The organism is Dysgonomonas sp. UBA7710 (assembly GCF_002482385.1).
Lineage (GTDB): Bacteria > Bacteroidota > Bacteroidia > Bacteroidales > Dysgonomonadaceae > Dysgonomonas.
The window spans coordinates 218903-234379 of sequence record NZ_DLFW01000024.1 but is presented as its reverse complement, the minus strand read 5'-3'; the positions used below and the strand labels follow the sequence as shown (position 1 = coordinate 234379).

The following is a 15477-nucleotide window of genomic DNA, read 5'->3' as shown; positions in this document are numbered from 1 at the left end:
TGTATTATAAAAATTTTAACATTCTCCTGTGTATGCCTCTTAACTTTTTTTATATCTTTGGGGGCTTGAAGAGTAGAAAACCTAGCACTTTATTAACTAAACCTAACAACTAAAAAAATGAGACTACTATTGCTGATTATCATCGCGTTATGCGTATTACCTTTGCACGCTCAAGAGACTATAACCCTTAGCTCAAGCCCTGTTTTGTTGATGGCTGATTCCGTTGCTGCTACACCTGTTGCCGGCTTTACGGAAAAAAAAGCAGACAAGCAGTTTCTGTCCCATCTCAGCATTGCCCTGAGGGCTTCAACCATGGGTATCGGTTTACAGGCGGCAACACCGATAAACGATTATTTCAAATTACGTGCCGGAATTGATTTTGTCGGATTCAAAACAAGTACATTCGATATTGGGCTGGATGATCCTGATGGAATGTTCAAAGAAGCATTTGGTTATACGCCTGATTATAAAATGAAAGGCGAGTTGAATTTTACCAATGGGAATATATTGGTAGATTTTCATCCTACAAAGGGTATATTCCATCTGACTGCGGGCGTGTTTATAGGAGCAAACAAGCTTAAGGCAAGCGGTTTCCTGGCTAATCCGAATACAGGAGAACGTGCAACCTTGAAACCCGGAGTCTCAGAATGGCCATATGTAGATTTCGACGGACACAGACTAACTTTGGATGACGCTAATCTGGATGCAACCCTTCAATTGGGAAAAATTATCAAACCGTATTTCGGATTGGGAGTTGGCCGCGCTATAGCGAACAAGCGTGTCGCTTTCAAATTCGAACTGGGTATGATTTATCAGGGAGATTACAGCCTTAAACAAAATGGGAAAAAATTAGATGTAGAGAGTAATGCATCTGAAAGCTTTGAAGATATAGATGATTACACCAAATGGCTGAAATGGTGGCCTATGCTTAATTTCCAGCTGTCATACAAAATATTCTAGTCTGAAATAATATAGATTTAAAAGAGCTGCTCAAGAGGAGTGGCTCTTTTTAGTTTTTTGTAAACGAAGCGGATCTATAGGGAATAAAATGTCAATATATTTTCTATTTTTGTAGAAAATCAAATCTATTTAAACACAATTGCTATATCTATGGTAGGAACACTGGTCAATACGGGGGCAATTATAGGGGGTAGTCTGATAGGATTAATAGTCCATTCCAGACTATCTTCCAAAATGACAGGTATTGTATTTCAGGGTATCGGGCTGCTCACTATTACAATCGGCATATCAATGTCGTTGCGTATAGAAAGCATGCTTCTTGTAGTGGTAAGTATTGTACTAGGTTCCGTAATCGGACAGGGTATCGATATAGATAAACATTTGCGGCGCTTTTCCAATTATCTGGAATCTAAAAGTTCGGGAATTAAAAAAGATGATATGGCAGCAAATAAGTTTACAGAAGGGTTCATTACGGCCTCTATGCTGTTTTGTGTCGGTTCCATGGCTATATTAGGGGCGATTGAAGATGGCATGGGAAAGTCCCCGGATTTATTGTTGACAAAGTCTATTATGGATGGGATTTCGTCCATAGCGCTGGCTTCCACATTTGGTATCTGTATTCTGTTTTCATCCGTTCCCGTTTTGGTTTATCAGGGAGGACTGACCCTGTTTGCAGCTTTTATTATGCGTTATATGAGCGATGATATGACGGCGAATATGACCGGGGTAGGAGGGATTCTGTTGATCGGGTTGGGAATCAGCATCCTTAAAATAAAGGATATCAATGTGACGAATATGCTTCCGGCCTTGGTTATTGTCGTGATTTTGTCATACTTCTTTAGATTATAGCATGGTGAGGCTGTAAAAATAAAAAGAAACTGCTTGATAAACAGCTTCTTTTCTTCTTTGGGTGAAAGACGGGTCTCGAACCCGCGACCTTCGGAACCACAATCCGACGCTCTAACCAACTGAGCTACAATCACCATTTTTGCATTCGCGGTGCAAATATATGTATTTTTATTATAATAACAAGGCTTGCGGAAGAAAAAAATCAAAGCTTTTTACAGATATACAGCGAAAATTAAGACTATCAATAGGATAGTTATTTCCTCCAGAAGATCAATTTTCGTAAATCTGTAATTATTTATAGATTACAAATGCTGTTTCTCCGATTGAAAGTGTAATTTTGCAGACTTATACAATTTGTTTGTTTCGATGAATATTTTAAGAAATTATGTATATACTATTCTTCTCCTTTGTGGAATATTGACAGGAGGTATATGCGGTATCATTTTCGGGGAAGATGCATCTGTCGTTAAACCGGTAGGGGATATTTTCCTTAACCTGATGTTTGTGTTGATAGTACCATTGGTGTTTTTCAGTGTATCGTCGTCTATCTGCAATATGAAGCAGTCGAATATGGTGGGAAAGGTTGTCGGTAATATTGCCCTTGTATTCCTGCTGACATCTGTTGTTGCAGCGATAGTAGCATATCTGTTCACTTTGTTTTATAACCCCCTGGGTGGTATTAACCAGTCGGATGTGTTGACAGGGCTTCCCGGACAAACAATCAGGCAGCTGACATCTGCTGAAATATTTGTAAATACATTTACGGTCTCCGATTTTCAGCAGCTGTTTACTAAATCAAATTTACTGCCCCTTATTATATTTTCCGCGTTCTTTGGCCTTGCGACCGCTCTTTCAAAGAGTAAAGGGAAGATGGTGGCGGAACTGCTTAATGCCGCCAATAGTATAATATTAAAAATGATGAGTATTATTATGATGGCCGCGCCTTTAGGTCTTGGTTGTTATTTCGCGGATACGGTAGGGAAGCTGGGAGGACAGATACTGAACGGATATTTACACGTATTCCTGCTTTATCTGATACTTACCGCTATTTCTTTCTTTATACTGAATTCGGTTTATATTTTCATAGCCGGAGGGAAAAAGGCTTTTGTCGCTTTCTGGCGCAATATGCCGACACCATCCCTGATGGCGATTGCCACATCTTCGAGTGCGGCTTGTATTCCTGTAAATATTGAGGCGTCGAAAAAAATGGGAGTTCCGGAGAATATTGCGGAAACGGTTATTCCTCTGGGTACAAATATACATAAGGATGGTTCGGTAATGGCCGGGGTGCTTAAAGTTATATTTCTGTTTACTATATTCGGGCAAGAACTTACATCCTCCTCCAATATGTTTATGATTATCGGAGTAGCCTTGCTTGTGGGAGCGGTAATGGGGGCGATACCGAGTGGAGGTATGACCGGAGAGCTGCTTATCTGTTCAGTTTTTGGATTCTCTCCTCAACTTGCAGGAACACTGATGATAATAAGTACAATTGTGGATATTCCGGCTACACTGCTCAATTCTACCGGGAATGTCGTCTGTGCGGTATTGGTTACCCGGCTGACAGATGGTAAAGACTGGGTAAAGAAACAACTGGTAGCCCCTCCTGACCTCCCCGAAAGGGAGGAAATAAAAAGATGATAATAAGTAATGGAAAGGTCAAAGCTTTTAATAATAAAGAGATGAAAAAAATAGTATCCATCATATTTTCTATCTGCTTGTCAGTAAGCGGAAGTATATACAGCCAGAAAACAGTTACTCCAAGCCTGCCGGAATTATATAAAACCATAGATTCGGAGTTTGTTGATTTACGCTCCAAGCCGGCTCCGCTTATCGGTTTATCAGCAGGCCGGACAGATAAAGGCAGTTCGGTAGTACAGGCGACATATATCAATGCCATACTAAAGGCCGGAGGTAAGCCTGTAATTATTCCTGTAATAACAGATGGCGTAATTTTGAGGGGTATTGTAAAAGACCTCGATGGGCTGGTGATGACCGGAGGAGAAGATATTAATCCTCCCTATTACAAGGAAACAGCAATCCCGGATATGAACGATATAGATTCCCTCCGTGATATCTACGATTTGGTGTTACTGAAGCTGGCTACCGACCGGAATGTTCCTATACTTGGAATTTGCCGGGGAATGCAACTGATAAATGTAGCTTTCGGTGGAACACTCTATCAGGATATCCCTACGCAGGTAAAAGATAAGAGTATCAATCATAAGCAAACAGAGCCGAGAGAACAAGGGACGCATACGATAGCTATAGAAAAAGATTCCAAACTAGCACAAGTATTAGGAGTTGATGAGTTCTCGGTGAATACGTTCCATCACCAGGCTGTAAAAGATCCTGCTCCGAATTTCCGTACGGTAGCAACTACACAGGATGGCATTGTAGAAGCTATCGAAGCATATCCCAACCGTTCAGTTTTAGGAGTGCAATGGCATCCCGAAGGACATGTTTATGGCGGGGATACGACAATGCTTCGGATATTTAAATTTATTGTGAACGAAGCCAATACTTTCCGTAAGGCAAAAGAACTGCATAAGCATATTTTGTCGGTTGATACGCATTGCGATACACCGACCGAATTCAAAAAAGCAGGGTTCGACATAGGAAGAAGGGAAGAAAATCAGGTGAATATCCCTAAAATGGAAGAGGGGATGCTGGATGCTATTTTCTTCGCTGCTTATATAGCGCAAGGGCCTCGGGATAAAGAGTCGACACAGAAAGCCGTGGATAAGATAGAAAACTATATAAAAGAAACGCATCAACAGGTAGAAAGAAACAAAGATATCTGCGGCATAGCCTATACGGCCGATGATCTTATACGCCTCAAAAATGAAGGTAAAAAGGCTGTATTTATCGGTATCGAAAACGGATATGGCATAGGCAAGGATATCTCCAATATTGCCCGTTTTCAAAAAATGGGAGTGAATTATATAACCCTTTGCCATACTAAAGATAATGATATATGCGATACGTCGAGTGATACAAAACATGAATGGAACGGCCTTAGTCCTTATGGAAAAGAGGTGGTAAAGGAAATGAACCGGCTGGGGGTTATGGTGGATATTTCGCACGTGGGAGAAAAAACATTCTGGGATGTAATAGAACTATCTACCAAACCTGTCATCGCATCGCATTCGTCTGTGCAGGCGCTGTGTTATCACGACCGCAACCTGACCGACAAGCAGATGCAGGCAATTGCAAAAAACGGAGGGGTAGTACAGATATGTCTCGTAGACCTGTTTATCAATAAAGATAAAAGCAAAGCCAGCCTGACTGATGCTATAGACCATATTGATTATGCTGTGAAAGTAGCGGGTATCGACCATGTGGGTATCGCGTCCGATTTTGATGGTGGCGGAGGGCTGATAGGATGTCAGGGTAGTAATGACATGATAAATATCACGGTGAAATTATTAGAGCGAGGTTATTCGGATAAAGATATAGAAAAGATATGGGGCGGCAATTTCCTTCGGGTAATGTCGGAAGTGCAAAAAGGTGAGAGGATATAAGCGATACAAACAGGCCTGAGTTCTGAATTTAGAAATATTACAAAAGCATAACACGAGCCATTGTTTTTTTAGAGCGAAATATATCTTACTTTTGTATAATTTTCAAAGCAAAACAAAATATCCAAATATGAAACAATATCACGATTTACTGAAACGTGTTCTGGCAGAAGGCACACATAAAAGTGACCGCACCGGGACAGGTACGATCAGTGTATTCGGACATCAGAGCCGTTACAATCTGGCAGACGGTTTCCCCGTGCTCACTACGAAGAAATTACATCTCAAATCCATCATATACGAACTACTCTGGTTTCTGGCAGGGGATACCAACGCGAAATATCTGCAGGACCACGGTGTGCGTATATGGAACGAATGGGCTGATGAAAACGGTGATCTGGGGCATATTTACGGTTATCAGTGGCGTTCCTGGCCCGATTATAACGGAGGCTTTATAGATCAGATTTCCAATGTGGTAGATACGATAAAAAACAATCCGGATTCGCGCCGTATTATCGTGAGTGCATGGAATGTGGCCGATCTGCCGAATATGAACCTTCCTCCGTGTCATGCTTTCTTCCAGTTTTATGTGGCTGACGGGAAGTTGAGTCTGCAACTGTATCAGCGCAGTGCCGACATATTTCTGGGCGTACCTTTCAATATCGCTTCATATGCCCTTTTGTTGCAGATGATGGCGCAGGTAACAGGTCTCGAAGCCGGAGATTTTGTGCATACATTAGGAGATGCGCACATATATACAAATCATCTGGAGCAGGTGAAATTACAATTGACACGCGATTTTCGCCCGCTGCCGCGTATGATAATAAACCCTGAAGTAAAAAGTATTTTCGATTTTAAATTCGAGGATTTCCGCTTGGAAGGCTATGATCCGCATCCGCATATAAAAGGGGAAGTAGCAATATAATAATTAGCAAATTTGAAAATGATTTTCTATTAATTTGCTAATTTGCTAATCAGCTAATTGAAAAATAATGCTTGCAAACTTTATAACATGGACAGTCATATTCTTTATCCTCTTTAGTTTCGGGGATATGCTGCTCGCGTTATATAATAAGATTTGCAAACGTGACGAAGAATACAACCTTGTAGATAAATTGTTGCTCGGGTTGTGTTTTCTTATTATACCCTTGTCGGTGTGGTCGTTGTGGTTGCCATCCAATCAGGTGTTTTTATTTATCGTCTTTCTGGTTTCGCTCAACTATTGGGTTATCTGTCGTAAAAGGCTCTTCTGTGTGTATGATTATATTGTAAAGTCAGCGAAGGGAGTTTTCTCGCCTTTCCAATCGGTACTTATAATTTTATTTCTCCTGTTCTCGCTCTATTTCTTTACATGGCAACAGGAAGTGTATGATTCTGCATTTTACCATTTTCAAAATATCCGGTGGAATGAAGAATATGCAGTTGTGCCGGGAGTCGCAAATCTGGACGACAGGTTCGGTTTCAACTCCAATTACTTCCTGCTAAGTGCTATTTTCTCATTCCGTTCTTTTCTGGGTGAGGCGATGTATCCGCTACAACCGCTGATAGTAACAGTAGTTGGATGCTGGGTTTGTATCGAACTGTTTATCTCCAAATACGAGGCAAAGCGCCTTATTATATTATTATCGTACATCTTACTCTTTTGGGTTTCTATTTACTTTCTCGGAAATACCTCTACGGATATATTACCTAATTTTATTGTATTTTATATCGTTGCCCGGATTGTATTATACCCTAAACTGTTGAAAACGAATTACCTGATTGGCTTTGTACTCCCGGTTTTTTTGCTTACATGTAAATTATCATTTTTCCCGATCGGACTGATAAGTATTTATTTGTTGTATAATCTTTTCAGAGAGAAGAAATATAAGGTTGTTTCGTTTGTCATTATTGCCGGGCTTTTCATATTGATTCCGTGGCTGATAAGGAATGTTGTGGTTTCCGGCTATCTTATCTATCCGTTCTATCAGATAGATTTGTTCTCTTTCGATTGGAAAGTTCCACGCGAAGTGGCTATAAGAGAAACGAATTATATATTCGATATCGGTTATTATTTTTTCAGGATTGCCCTGCGCTATCCGGGGGAGAGTGTCCGGGACCCATTGTTCATAAATATACTTACCGATGTAATATATTTACTGACCCTTTGCTCATTTATTCTCGCTCTTTATCTGATGCCAAAAAAGAGAAAAGAAATAAAGAGCCATATTTATTTACTCTATATTGTTTTCTTTGTCTCTATTGCGGTCTGGGCTTTTGGCGGGCCTGATATACGATTCGTACCCGGTGTTTTGTGTGCTGTCGTTTTTACAGGAGGGGCGCTGTTGTATAGAAATGGAAACCAAAAATTATATTTCCCGGTATTCAGTAAAATGTTAGTTTGTGCTTTTGTCCTTAGTATTGGTTTGTGGACAAGTCGCTGTTATTGGTGTTTTTATCCGCAAATTAAAGAATATGACATCCATCCGTTTTCGCATGCAATGCTTAAGCCTTATTCCATTGCCGATCAGCAAAAAGCGCGAGGTATAGATATTACAGATGAATTCTCTTCATATGCTATTAATAATGACCAAATTATATGGGTTAGCGAGGGCCTGCCTCACGATATGAAGCTTCCCGCCAGTATTACGAGCCATTATGCCAAATTTATTCCTTTGCAATGCATTGAAGCCAGAGGATATAAAATACAGGATGGATATAGAGTGAAAGGTGGCTGCAAATGATTGCTTTTTCTCCAATATTCTCATTTATTGGTATATCTGCATATTAACTCATTTGTGTATCAAAAAATTCCCCGTTTATTTTTGTTAATTCACTGAAAAAATGTAATCTTGCGAGCCGATTATTACGAAATAAAATATTTTGGACGCGTAAAGAGAAGCACTCGTCGAAAGCTTTGTAAATAAATGGCTTATGATCGCAACTATATTTTCATGGATAATAATTTTTTTTACCCTTCTTTCTTTTGGAGATATATTATTAACATTTTATAATAAAGTATGTAAACGAAAAGAGGAATATAACCTGTTAGAGAAAATGCTATTGGGCTTGTGTTTTATATCCATACCGTTATCGATATGGTCTTTGATATTACCGTCAAATCATGTTTTCTTATTTGTATGCATCATTGTGTCTACAATATACTGGCTATTCAACAAAAGACGTTTTAGGGACTTAATAAAAGATATTTACAATTCCGTAAAAGAACTAACACTATCCGGAAAACTTATTATATTACTGTTTGTTCTCATATTACTCACTGCCAACTCTTGGGAAGAGGGTTCTTTCGACTCTTTATTCTATCATCATCAGAACATCCGCTGGAACGAAGAGTTCGCTATTGTTCCCGGTTTAGCAAACCTAGACCATCGCATGGGGTTTAATTCAAATTACCTTCTCCTGAGTTCAATTTTTTCTTTCAGGTTCCTATTCGGGGAAATGATCCATTCCTTGGATTCATTATTTATATTAGCTTTTTTTTGTTGGATAGTTAATGAACTTTTCAAATCTGGTTTTCAATTTAAAAGAATACTTGTATTATTCGGATTCATCCTGTTTTATCTGCTAAGTATAAAATTAATGTTGAATACGACAACAGATTTACTACCGAATCTCATTATTTTATACTTGGTATCAAAATACATTTTCTACCCTAATCTGGAAAAGAAAGATATTCTGTTATTAACTATTGTACTTATATATATAGTTACCCTCAAACTATCATTTGCGGCTTTTGCCATATTAGCTGTATTATCCCTAGTTTATCTGGTAAGAAACAAAGAATACAAGACAATTATATTCATAGGAACTTTATGCTTTCTGATCGGAACCTTATGGCTGATAAGAAATATTATTTTAACAGGTTACTTGATATTCCCCTTAGCAGGATCAGACCTGCTTGATTTAGACTGGAAACTGCCTCTGAGTGTTGTTGTCAACGAAAAGAAGCTTATTTTATCCGAAGGTATAGCAGCATTTCTGGATAATTGGGATATTATGAAAAACGGAATACCATCATGGGACAAAAGTATTACGATTTTCATTTTTATATCCACATGTATATCATTCATTTTTTCGATTGTGCCCATTATCCGTAAGAAAATTAGTCCTATACAAATCTCGCTTTACCTAAGTTTGTTATGCGCTCTGACTATTTGGGCAATCAACGGTCCATCCTTCCGGTTTGTAAGTGGTATGATGCCCGCATTCTTTATTCTTTGTGTGGCTCTTTCTATCAATAACAATAAAGAACGCCATTCCCGCTTCACTGGTATCCTTGTTCTAAGTATATTCTTAACTTGCTGTACAATTTGGACATCATGGAGGGTCTTTGATAGATATAGAATGATTACCAACATAGAATCGGAGAAAGAAAGGAAACCGTTTGTCAAAATGTTTATAAGTCCATATTCATACTACGACTTTTACGAATCATTCACATTAGAAGATATTAATTCCCATTTTACCCCATATAAATTAAATAATGGTATCACGATTTACGTAGCGATAGCCAACTTCAGCTACGATAAACTACCTGTTGTGAAAAGTGGATACTACCATTTTGTCAATTACGAATGTATTGAAGCCAGAGGATATTCTCTCCAAGATGGTTTCAGAGTAAAAGTAGGATGTGAATAATCGAGTATTTACGAATGAATTAATTGTTAATCAAAGTATAACTTTCAAATCGGCTTTAAAAACCCTTCAATTATTTTTGTCAATTCACTGATAATTTGTAATTTTGCGAGCCGATTATTACGAAATAAAACGTAAAAATTTGATTTGCAAACGATTATCGCTTATTATATCTTAGCTCGATAAGCGGATGAAAGTATTGTGAATTGAAGAAAAAGTAATTAACCAAATTAATTTTTAAGTAAGTGGATACTTTAAGTTATAAGACCATTTCAGCGAACAAAGCAACCGTACAAAAAGAATGGGTTGTGATTGACGCTACAGGCCAGACACTTGGACGCATGGCTTCCAAAGTGGCAAAACTTCTGAGAGGGAAGTATAAACCAAGTTTTACTCCGCATGTAGATTGTGGTGATAATGTAATTATTATCAATGCAGAAAAAGTGGTGTTGACGGGTAATAAATGGAACGACCGTGTATATTTAAGATATACAGGATATCCGGGAGGACAAAGAGAAGCTACTCCTGCCGTATTGATGGAAAAAGGAGCTGACCGCTTGGTACATAAGGTAGTAAAAGGTATGTTGCCTAAGAATCGTCTTGGTGCTGCTCTTTTGAAAAACCTTTATGTATATGCAGGTACTGAGCACAACCATGAAGCTCAACAACCGAAAACAATAGATATTAACGCTCTTAAATAATAATTAATGGAAGTAGTAAATGCAATAGGAAGACGTAAAGCTGCTATAGCTCGCGTATTCGTAAGCGAAGGAACCGGAAAAATAGTGATCAACAAACGTGAACTAGACAATTACTTCCCTTCAACTATTCTTCAATATGTTGTAAAACAACCGCTAAATAAACTGGCAGTTGCTGAAAAATACGACATCAAGATCAACCTGAACGGTGGAGGATACAAAGGACAGGCAGAAGCTGCACGTCTTGGTATCGCCCGCGCTTTGGTGAAGATCAACCCAGAAGATAAGTCTGCTCTCAGAGCTGAAGGATTTATGACTCGCGACCCACGTGTTGTAGAACGTAAAAAACCGGGACAACCAAAAGCAAGAAAAAGATTTCAGTTCTCAAAACGTTAATTTGGATATTATTTTACCCAATTACGCTTTCACGGCTTCGGCCGCTTAAAAGTTACAAGTTGGTTAATATATGATGAGTCGGCCTCATCTCTTAAATTACGTTTAGTATCTAAATTGCCGGGACTTCTGAAAATGAGCTACCCGACAATTCGCTAACAGAAAAAGAAAGTAAACGATCAAAAAACTAAAAATGGCAAAATTAGAATTCGACCAATTATTAGACGCTGGTGTACACTTCGGTCACTTGAAAAGAAAGTGGAACCCGGCAATGGCTCCTTATATTTTTATGGAGCGCAATGGTATCCACATCATTGACCTATATAAAACAATAGCTAAGACCGAAGATGCTGCTGCTGCTATGAAGCAAATAGCTAAATCGGGCAAGAAAATATTGTTTGTTGCTACAAAGAAACAAGCAAAACAAGTTGTTACAGACTTGGCCCTGTCAATAAACATGCCATATGTGGTAGAGCGTTGGCCGGGTGGTATGTTGACAAACTTCCCTACAATCCGTAAGGCTGTGAAGAAGATGTCGACTATCGACAAAATGGTGAAAGACGGAACTTTCGATACTCTATCGAAAAGAGAAAGACTTCAGGTTACACGTCAACGTGCAAAACTTGAAAAGACATTAGGTTCTATTCAGGATCTTACCCGTCTTCCATCTGCACTATTCGTAGTGGACGTGATGAAAGAACACATCGCCGTAAGAGAAGCAAACCGTCTCGGAATACCTGTATTTGCAATGGTAGATACAAACTCTAATCCGGATGATATCGACTTCGTAATCCCTGCAAACGATGATGCTGCCAAATCTATCGAACTTATCCTTGGAAGCCTTTGCGATGCAATCAAAGAAGGTCTTGAGGAAAGAAAGATTGAGAAAGCAGATAGCGCAGCTGCTGAAGCTCAGGATGAAGAAGGTGCTCCAAGAAGAGAGCGCAAAGCGAAAGCCGGCGCAAAGAAACCTGTGGTTGAAAAAGAAGACCAGGAGGCTATCAATGCAGCTGTAGCAAGTAAATTTGCTAAAGGAGACGAAGAGTAAATAAAGTTTAATAGACTAAGAATTAGCCTCTAAGAGCATTCTTAGAGCCTATTTCTTGGTCTTTTCTTATTAAAAAAGTAAACGAGTAGACAAGATACATGTTCACAAGTTAATTCATATAGCGAAAAACTCGTATCTCGTACCTTGTTTACTTGTCAACTACTCGAAATAATTATAAACCAAAAATAAAAGGAGAAAAACATGGCAATTTCTATGGCAGATATCCAACACTTGCGCAAAATGACAGGTGCAGGTATGATGGATTGTAAAAATGCTTTGACTGAAGCAGAAGGAGATTTTGATAAAGCAATCGAAATAATTCGTAAAAAGGGACAGGCTTTTGCTGCAAAACGTGAAGACCGTGATGCAACGGAAGGTTGTGTGTTGGCTGCAACAAACGGCGATTTCGCTGCAATAGTAGCAGTAAACTGCGAAACTGACTTTGTGGCAATGAACGGCGATTTCGTAGGCATGACTAAGTCGATACTTGATGCTGCATTGTCTGACAAACCTGCTGATATAGATACACTAAAAGGTATTAAGGTAGGAGACCGTACAATAGCAGAACTTGTAACTGACAGAATGGGTGTTACAGGTGAAAAAATGGAACTGAACGTATATAAGCAAATCACTGCTCCTACAGTAGTGGCATATGTTCACCCGGGCAATAAGCTGGCTGCTATCGTTGGTTTTAACAAACCTAATGTTGACGAGCAGGTAGCTAAAGATATAGCTATGCAAATCGCTGCGATGAGCCCTGTTGCTCTTGTAGCAGAAGAAGTTTCGGAAGAAATTAAAGAAAGAGAACTTAAGATTGCCAGAGAAAAAGCGATTGAAGCAGGCAAACCTGAGAATCTGATCGACAGAATTGCTGAAGGTGCATTGCAGAAATTCTATAAAGAATTTACACTTCTTCAACAGGAATTTGTAAAAAATCCTAAGCAAACAATTGCCCAATATCTTGCAGAACATGATAAAGAGCTTGCTGTTACAGGTTTCCAACGTTTTACGTTGAATGCTGAATAAGCAGGTTTAAGTAGTAGATATAAAAAAAGTGCAACCGGTAACGGTTGCACTTTTTTATTGAAAGATATTTATCTATATAAGTAGATTCAATCAATTATTACCGAAAGAGTTCTTTGAAAAATTTAGTAAAAGGAAACAATGAGATACACTGAAAAATGTGTTACATCTGTTACCTTTTTTAATAGTTACGAGTTACTGCACTCTGCGGGTAGTTACAAGTAAACGAGATACAAGATAGTTGTTAACTACTCATTGTTGACTGTTGACTGAAATAACTGTAACCTTTGTTACTTTTTAGCTGGTAGTAAGTTTTAAGTAATAAGCAGTAAGTCCTTGCTCTCTGTTAATTGATAAAGATTAATTTTTCATTCTTCATTATTCATTCTTTTCTGTTACCTTTGTTACCTTTTCTATAAACAATGACTGCAAAAGATATACAAAAAGAGCTTGAATCATATTCCACACCTGAGAAGAAAGAATTTCTCCCTTACTTTTTCAAGACAGGAAAAGGACAATACGGTGAAGGTGACAGATTTATCGGGGTTGTAGTACCTGATACCCGCAAAGCAGCAAAAAAATATAAGGATATTCCATTTGCAGAAGTTACCAAATTGCTGGAAAGCGAATACCATGAATGCCGTCTTTGTGCATTATTAATTCTTGTAGAACGGTTCAAGAAGGCCAAAGGAGCGGAACGCAAAGAAATTTGTGATTATTATCTGTCGAAAACCAAATATATCAATAATTGGGATTTGGTAGATTTAAGTGCAAAAGATATAGTAGGAGAGTATCTTGTGGACAAAGACCGTTCGGTGCTTTACTGCTTGGCGGAGAGTTCTTTACTCTGGGATCAGCGTATTTCTATCCTGGCTACTTTCGCTTTTATCAGGCGTGGTGATCTGGATGATATATTTGCTTTATCTGAAAAATTACTGTGCCATAAACATGATCTGATGCATAAAGCTATTGGCTGGATGCTGCGTGAAGCCGGAAAAAAAGACAAAGATAAATTGTGTTTATTTCTCGACCGTTATCATAAGGTAATGCCACGGACGATGTTACGCTATTCTATAGAGAAATTTTTGCCGGAAGAAAGGGCACATTATATGAAGAAATGATTAACTACCATTCGCATACATTATCTAACGGTCTCCGCATCGTACATAAACCAATGGAAGGAACCGTTTCTTATTGCGGTTTTATCGTGAATACGGGAACGCGGGACGAGAAGCCGGACGAGTACGGCATGGCTCATTTTGTGGAGCATATGTTGTTTAAGGGTACAGAGCGACGCCGTTCTCATCATATTATCAATCGTATGGAGCATGTGGGAGGAGAACTGAATGCTTATACAAATAAGGAAGAGACCGTAGTTTATGCCATATTTCTGGAACAGCATTTCGATCGTGCGTTTGAACTGTTATCCGATATGACTTTCCACTCCCGGTTTCCTCAGCAGGAGATCGATAAGGAGGTTGAAGTAATTATTGATGAAATACATTCATATGAAGATAATCCTTCGGAACTGATATTTGACGAGTTTGAGAATCTGGTTTTCAAGGGATCGCAAATGGGACATAATATTCTGGGAGAGCCGGATACGCTGCTAAATTTTGATACACAGAAAGCAAGGACCTTTGTTGACAGGTTTTATGTACCGTCCAATACGGTTTTCTTTTCGTTAGGCAACACAAACTTTAAGAAAGTGGTGTACCTTGCAGAAAAGTATTTGTCTGATCTATCCGGTCCTGTATGTCCCAATGGGCGTATTGTCCCTGCCGGAATAACGCTGGAAAACAGAACTGAAAATAAAGAGACGTCACAGGTGCATGCCCTGATAGGTTGTCGTTCGTATTCGTTGTTTGATCCCAAAAGGAAAGTATTGAGCCTGTTGAACAATATATTAGGAGGGCCGGGAATGAACAGCCGCCTGAATATTTCGCTTCGTGAGAAAAAAGGGTATGTATACAGTGTTGATTCTACTGCAACGGCTTATACCGATACGGGAATCCTATCTATTTACTTTGGATGCGATAAACGTAATGCCGGCAAATGTATAGATCTGGTGCATAAAGAACTGAAGAAGATAAAGGAAGAGAAGTTAAGTACATCGCAATTGTCGATAGCCCAGAAGCAGCTGATAGGACAGATCGGTGTAATGAGCGACAATCATGAAAATATGGCGCTGTCGCTGGGGAAGAGCTTTTTTCATTACAATCATTATAATACACTTGAAGAAACATTTCGTAAGATTGAATCTATAACAGCGGAGCAGATACAGGCTGTGGCAAATGAAATTTTTGAGGAAAATAGGCTCTTTAGTTTATTATATAATTAATTCTTTTAA

Annotated in this window: 13 protein-coding genes and 1 tRNA gene; 13 read left to right on the top strand and 1 reads right to left on the bottom strand. The window is 38.9% G+C overall.

Features of this window, described 5'->3' with window-relative positions; genetic code table 11:
- Positions 1-117 precede the first annotated feature (117 nt).
- Positions 118-960: a hypothetical protein gene (locus tag B3317_RS08915; protein ID WP_291110765.1), complete on the top strand. Its 843-nt coding sequence runs from the start codon at positions 118-120 to the stop codon at positions 958-960.
- A 150-nt stretch (positions 961-1110) separates the two neighbouring features.
- Positions 1111-1809, top strand: coding sequence for a DUF554 domain-containing protein (locus tag B3317_RS08910; protein WP_291110763.1), 699 nt, complete (start codon positions 1111-1113; stop codon positions 1807-1809).
- 59 nt (positions 1810-1868) lie between these two features.
- On the opposite strand, the gene B3317_RS08905 is transcribed toward B3317_RS08910, so the two are convergent.
- Positions 1869-1944 (bottom strand) — tRNA-His (locus B3317_RS08905).
- A 231-nt stretch (positions 1945-2175) separates the two neighbouring features.
- Here B3317_RS08905 and B3317_RS08900 point away from each other — a divergent pair.
- The 11 genes from B3317_RS08900 to B3317_RS08850 all read left to right on the top strand — a co-directional run bounded on the left by B3317_RS08900 (position 2176) and on the right by B3317_RS08850 (position 15468).
- Complete coding sequence (locus tag B3317_RS08900) at positions 2176-3450, top strand: dicarboxylate/amino acid:cation symporter (protein ID WP_291110762.1); 1275 nt, start codon at positions 2176-2178, stop codon at positions 3448-3450.
- 41 nt (positions 3451-3491) lie between these two features.
- Positions 3492-5333 (top strand): gamma-glutamyl-gamma-aminobutyrate hydrolase family protein, encoded by a 1842-nt coding sequence (locus tag B3317_RS08895; protein ID WP_291110760.1) that lies wholly within the window; start codon positions 3492-3494, stop codon positions 5331-5333.
- A 127-nt stretch (positions 5334-5460) separates the two neighbouring features.
- On the top strand, positions 5461-6255 hold the full coding sequence (locus B3317_RS08890; RefSeq protein WP_291110758.1) for a thymidylate synthase: 795 nt from the start codon (positions 5461-5463) through the stop codon (positions 6253-6255).
- 67 nt (positions 6256-6322) lie between these two features.
- On the top strand, positions 6323-8053 hold the full coding sequence (locus B3317_RS08885; RefSeq protein WP_291110757.1) for an LIC_10190 family membrane protein: 1731 nt from the start codon (positions 6323-6325) through the stop codon (positions 8051-8053).
- 190 nt (positions 8054-8243) lie between these two features.
- The gene (locus B3317_RS18245; protein ID WP_414647481.1) at positions 8244-9968 is read left to right on the top strand and encodes an LIC_10190 family membrane protein; all 1725 of its coding nucleotides are present in this window, start codon (positions 8244-8246) and stop codon (positions 9966-9968) included.
- 242 nt (positions 9969-10210) lie between these two features.
- A complete protein-coding gene (gene rplM / locus B3317_RS08875) occupies positions 10211-10666 on the top strand; it encodes a 50S ribosomal protein L13 (RefSeq protein WP_291110755.1) in 456 nt (151 codons plus the stop codon).
- 6 nt (positions 10667-10672) lie between these two features.
- Positions 10673-11059 carry a 30S ribosomal protein S9 gene (rpsI, locus tag B3317_RS08870; RefSeq protein WP_006801469.1) on the top strand — a complete coding sequence of 129 codons (387 nt, stop codon included), beginning with the start codon at positions 10673-10675 and terminating at the stop codon, positions 11057-11059.
- A gap of 190 nt (positions 11060-11249) precedes the next feature.
- Positions 11250-12104: a 30S ribosomal protein S2 gene (gene rpsB, locus B3317_RS08865; RefSeq protein ID WP_194225583.1), complete on the top strand. Its 855-nt coding sequence runs from the start codon at positions 11250-11252 to the stop codon at positions 12102-12104.
- A gap of 201 nt (positions 12105-12305) precedes the next feature.
- On the top strand, positions 12306-13130 hold the full coding sequence (gene tsf / locus B3317_RS08860; protein ID WP_291110751.1) for a translation elongation factor Ts: 825 nt from the start codon (positions 12306-12308) through the stop codon (positions 13128-13130).
- A 419-nt stretch (positions 13131-13549) separates the two neighbouring features.
- Positions 13550-14248: a DNA alkylation repair protein gene (locus tag B3317_RS08855; RefSeq protein ID WP_291110749.1), complete on the top strand. Its 699-nt coding sequence runs from the start codon at positions 13550-13552 to the stop codon at positions 14246-14248.
- On the top strand, positions 14245-15468 hold the full coding sequence (locus tag B3317_RS08850; protein WP_291110747.1) for a M16 family metallopeptidase: 1224 nt from the start codon (positions 14245-14247) through the stop codon (positions 15466-15468). The genes B3317_RS08855 and B3317_RS08850 overlap by 4 nt, the downstream gene beginning before the upstream one ends.
- Positions 15469-15477 lie beyond the last annotated feature (9 nt).

Excerpts from the sequence above, each read along its gene's own strand:
- B3317_RS08855 (WP_291110749.1), top strand. The coding sequence starts at position 13,550 with ATGACTGCAAAAGATATACAAAAAGAGCTTGAATCATATTCCACACCT.
- B3317_RS18245 (WP_414647481.1), top strand. The coding sequence starts at position 8,244 with ATGATCGCAACTATATTTTCATGGATAATAATTTTTTTTACCCTTCTT.
- B3317_RS08885 (WP_291110757.1), top strand. The coding sequence starts at position 6,323 with ATGCTTGCAAACTTTATAACATGGACAGTCATATTCTTTATCCTCTTT.
- rpsB (WP_194225583.1), top strand. The coding sequence starts at position 11,250 with ATGGCAAAATTAGAATTCGACCAATTATTAGACGCTGGTGTACACTTC.
- B3317_RS08915 (WP_291110765.1), top strand. The coding sequence starts at position 118 with ATGAGACTACTATTGCTGATTATCATCGCGTTATGCGTATTACCTTTG.
- B3317_RS08890 (WP_291110758.1), top strand. The coding sequence starts at position 5,461 with ATGAAACAATATCACGATTTACTGAAACGTGTTCTGGCAGAAGGCACA.
- B3317_RS08910 (WP_291110763.1), top strand. The coding sequence starts at position 1,111 with ATGGTAGGAACACTGGTCAATACGGGGGCAATTATAGGGGGTAGTCTG.
- rpsI (WP_006801469.1), top strand. The coding sequence starts at position 10,673 with ATGGAAGTAGTAAATGCAATAGGAAGACGTAAAGCTGCTATAGCTCGC.
- B3317_RS08900 (WP_291110762.1), top strand. The coding sequence starts at position 2,176 with ATGAATATTTTAAGAAATTATGTATATACTATTCTTCTCCTTTGTGGA.
- B3317_RS08850 (WP_291110747.1), top strand. The coding sequence starts at position 14,245 with ATGATTAACTACCATTCGCATACATTATCTAACGGTCTCCGCATCGTA.
- B3317_RS08895 (WP_291110760.1), top strand. The coding sequence starts at position 3,492 with ATGAAAAAAATAGTATCCATCATATTTTCTATCTGCTTGTCAGTAAGC.
- tsf (WP_291110751.1), top strand. The coding sequence starts at position 12,306 with ATGGCAATTTCTATGGCAGATATCCAACACTTGCGCAAAATGACAGGT.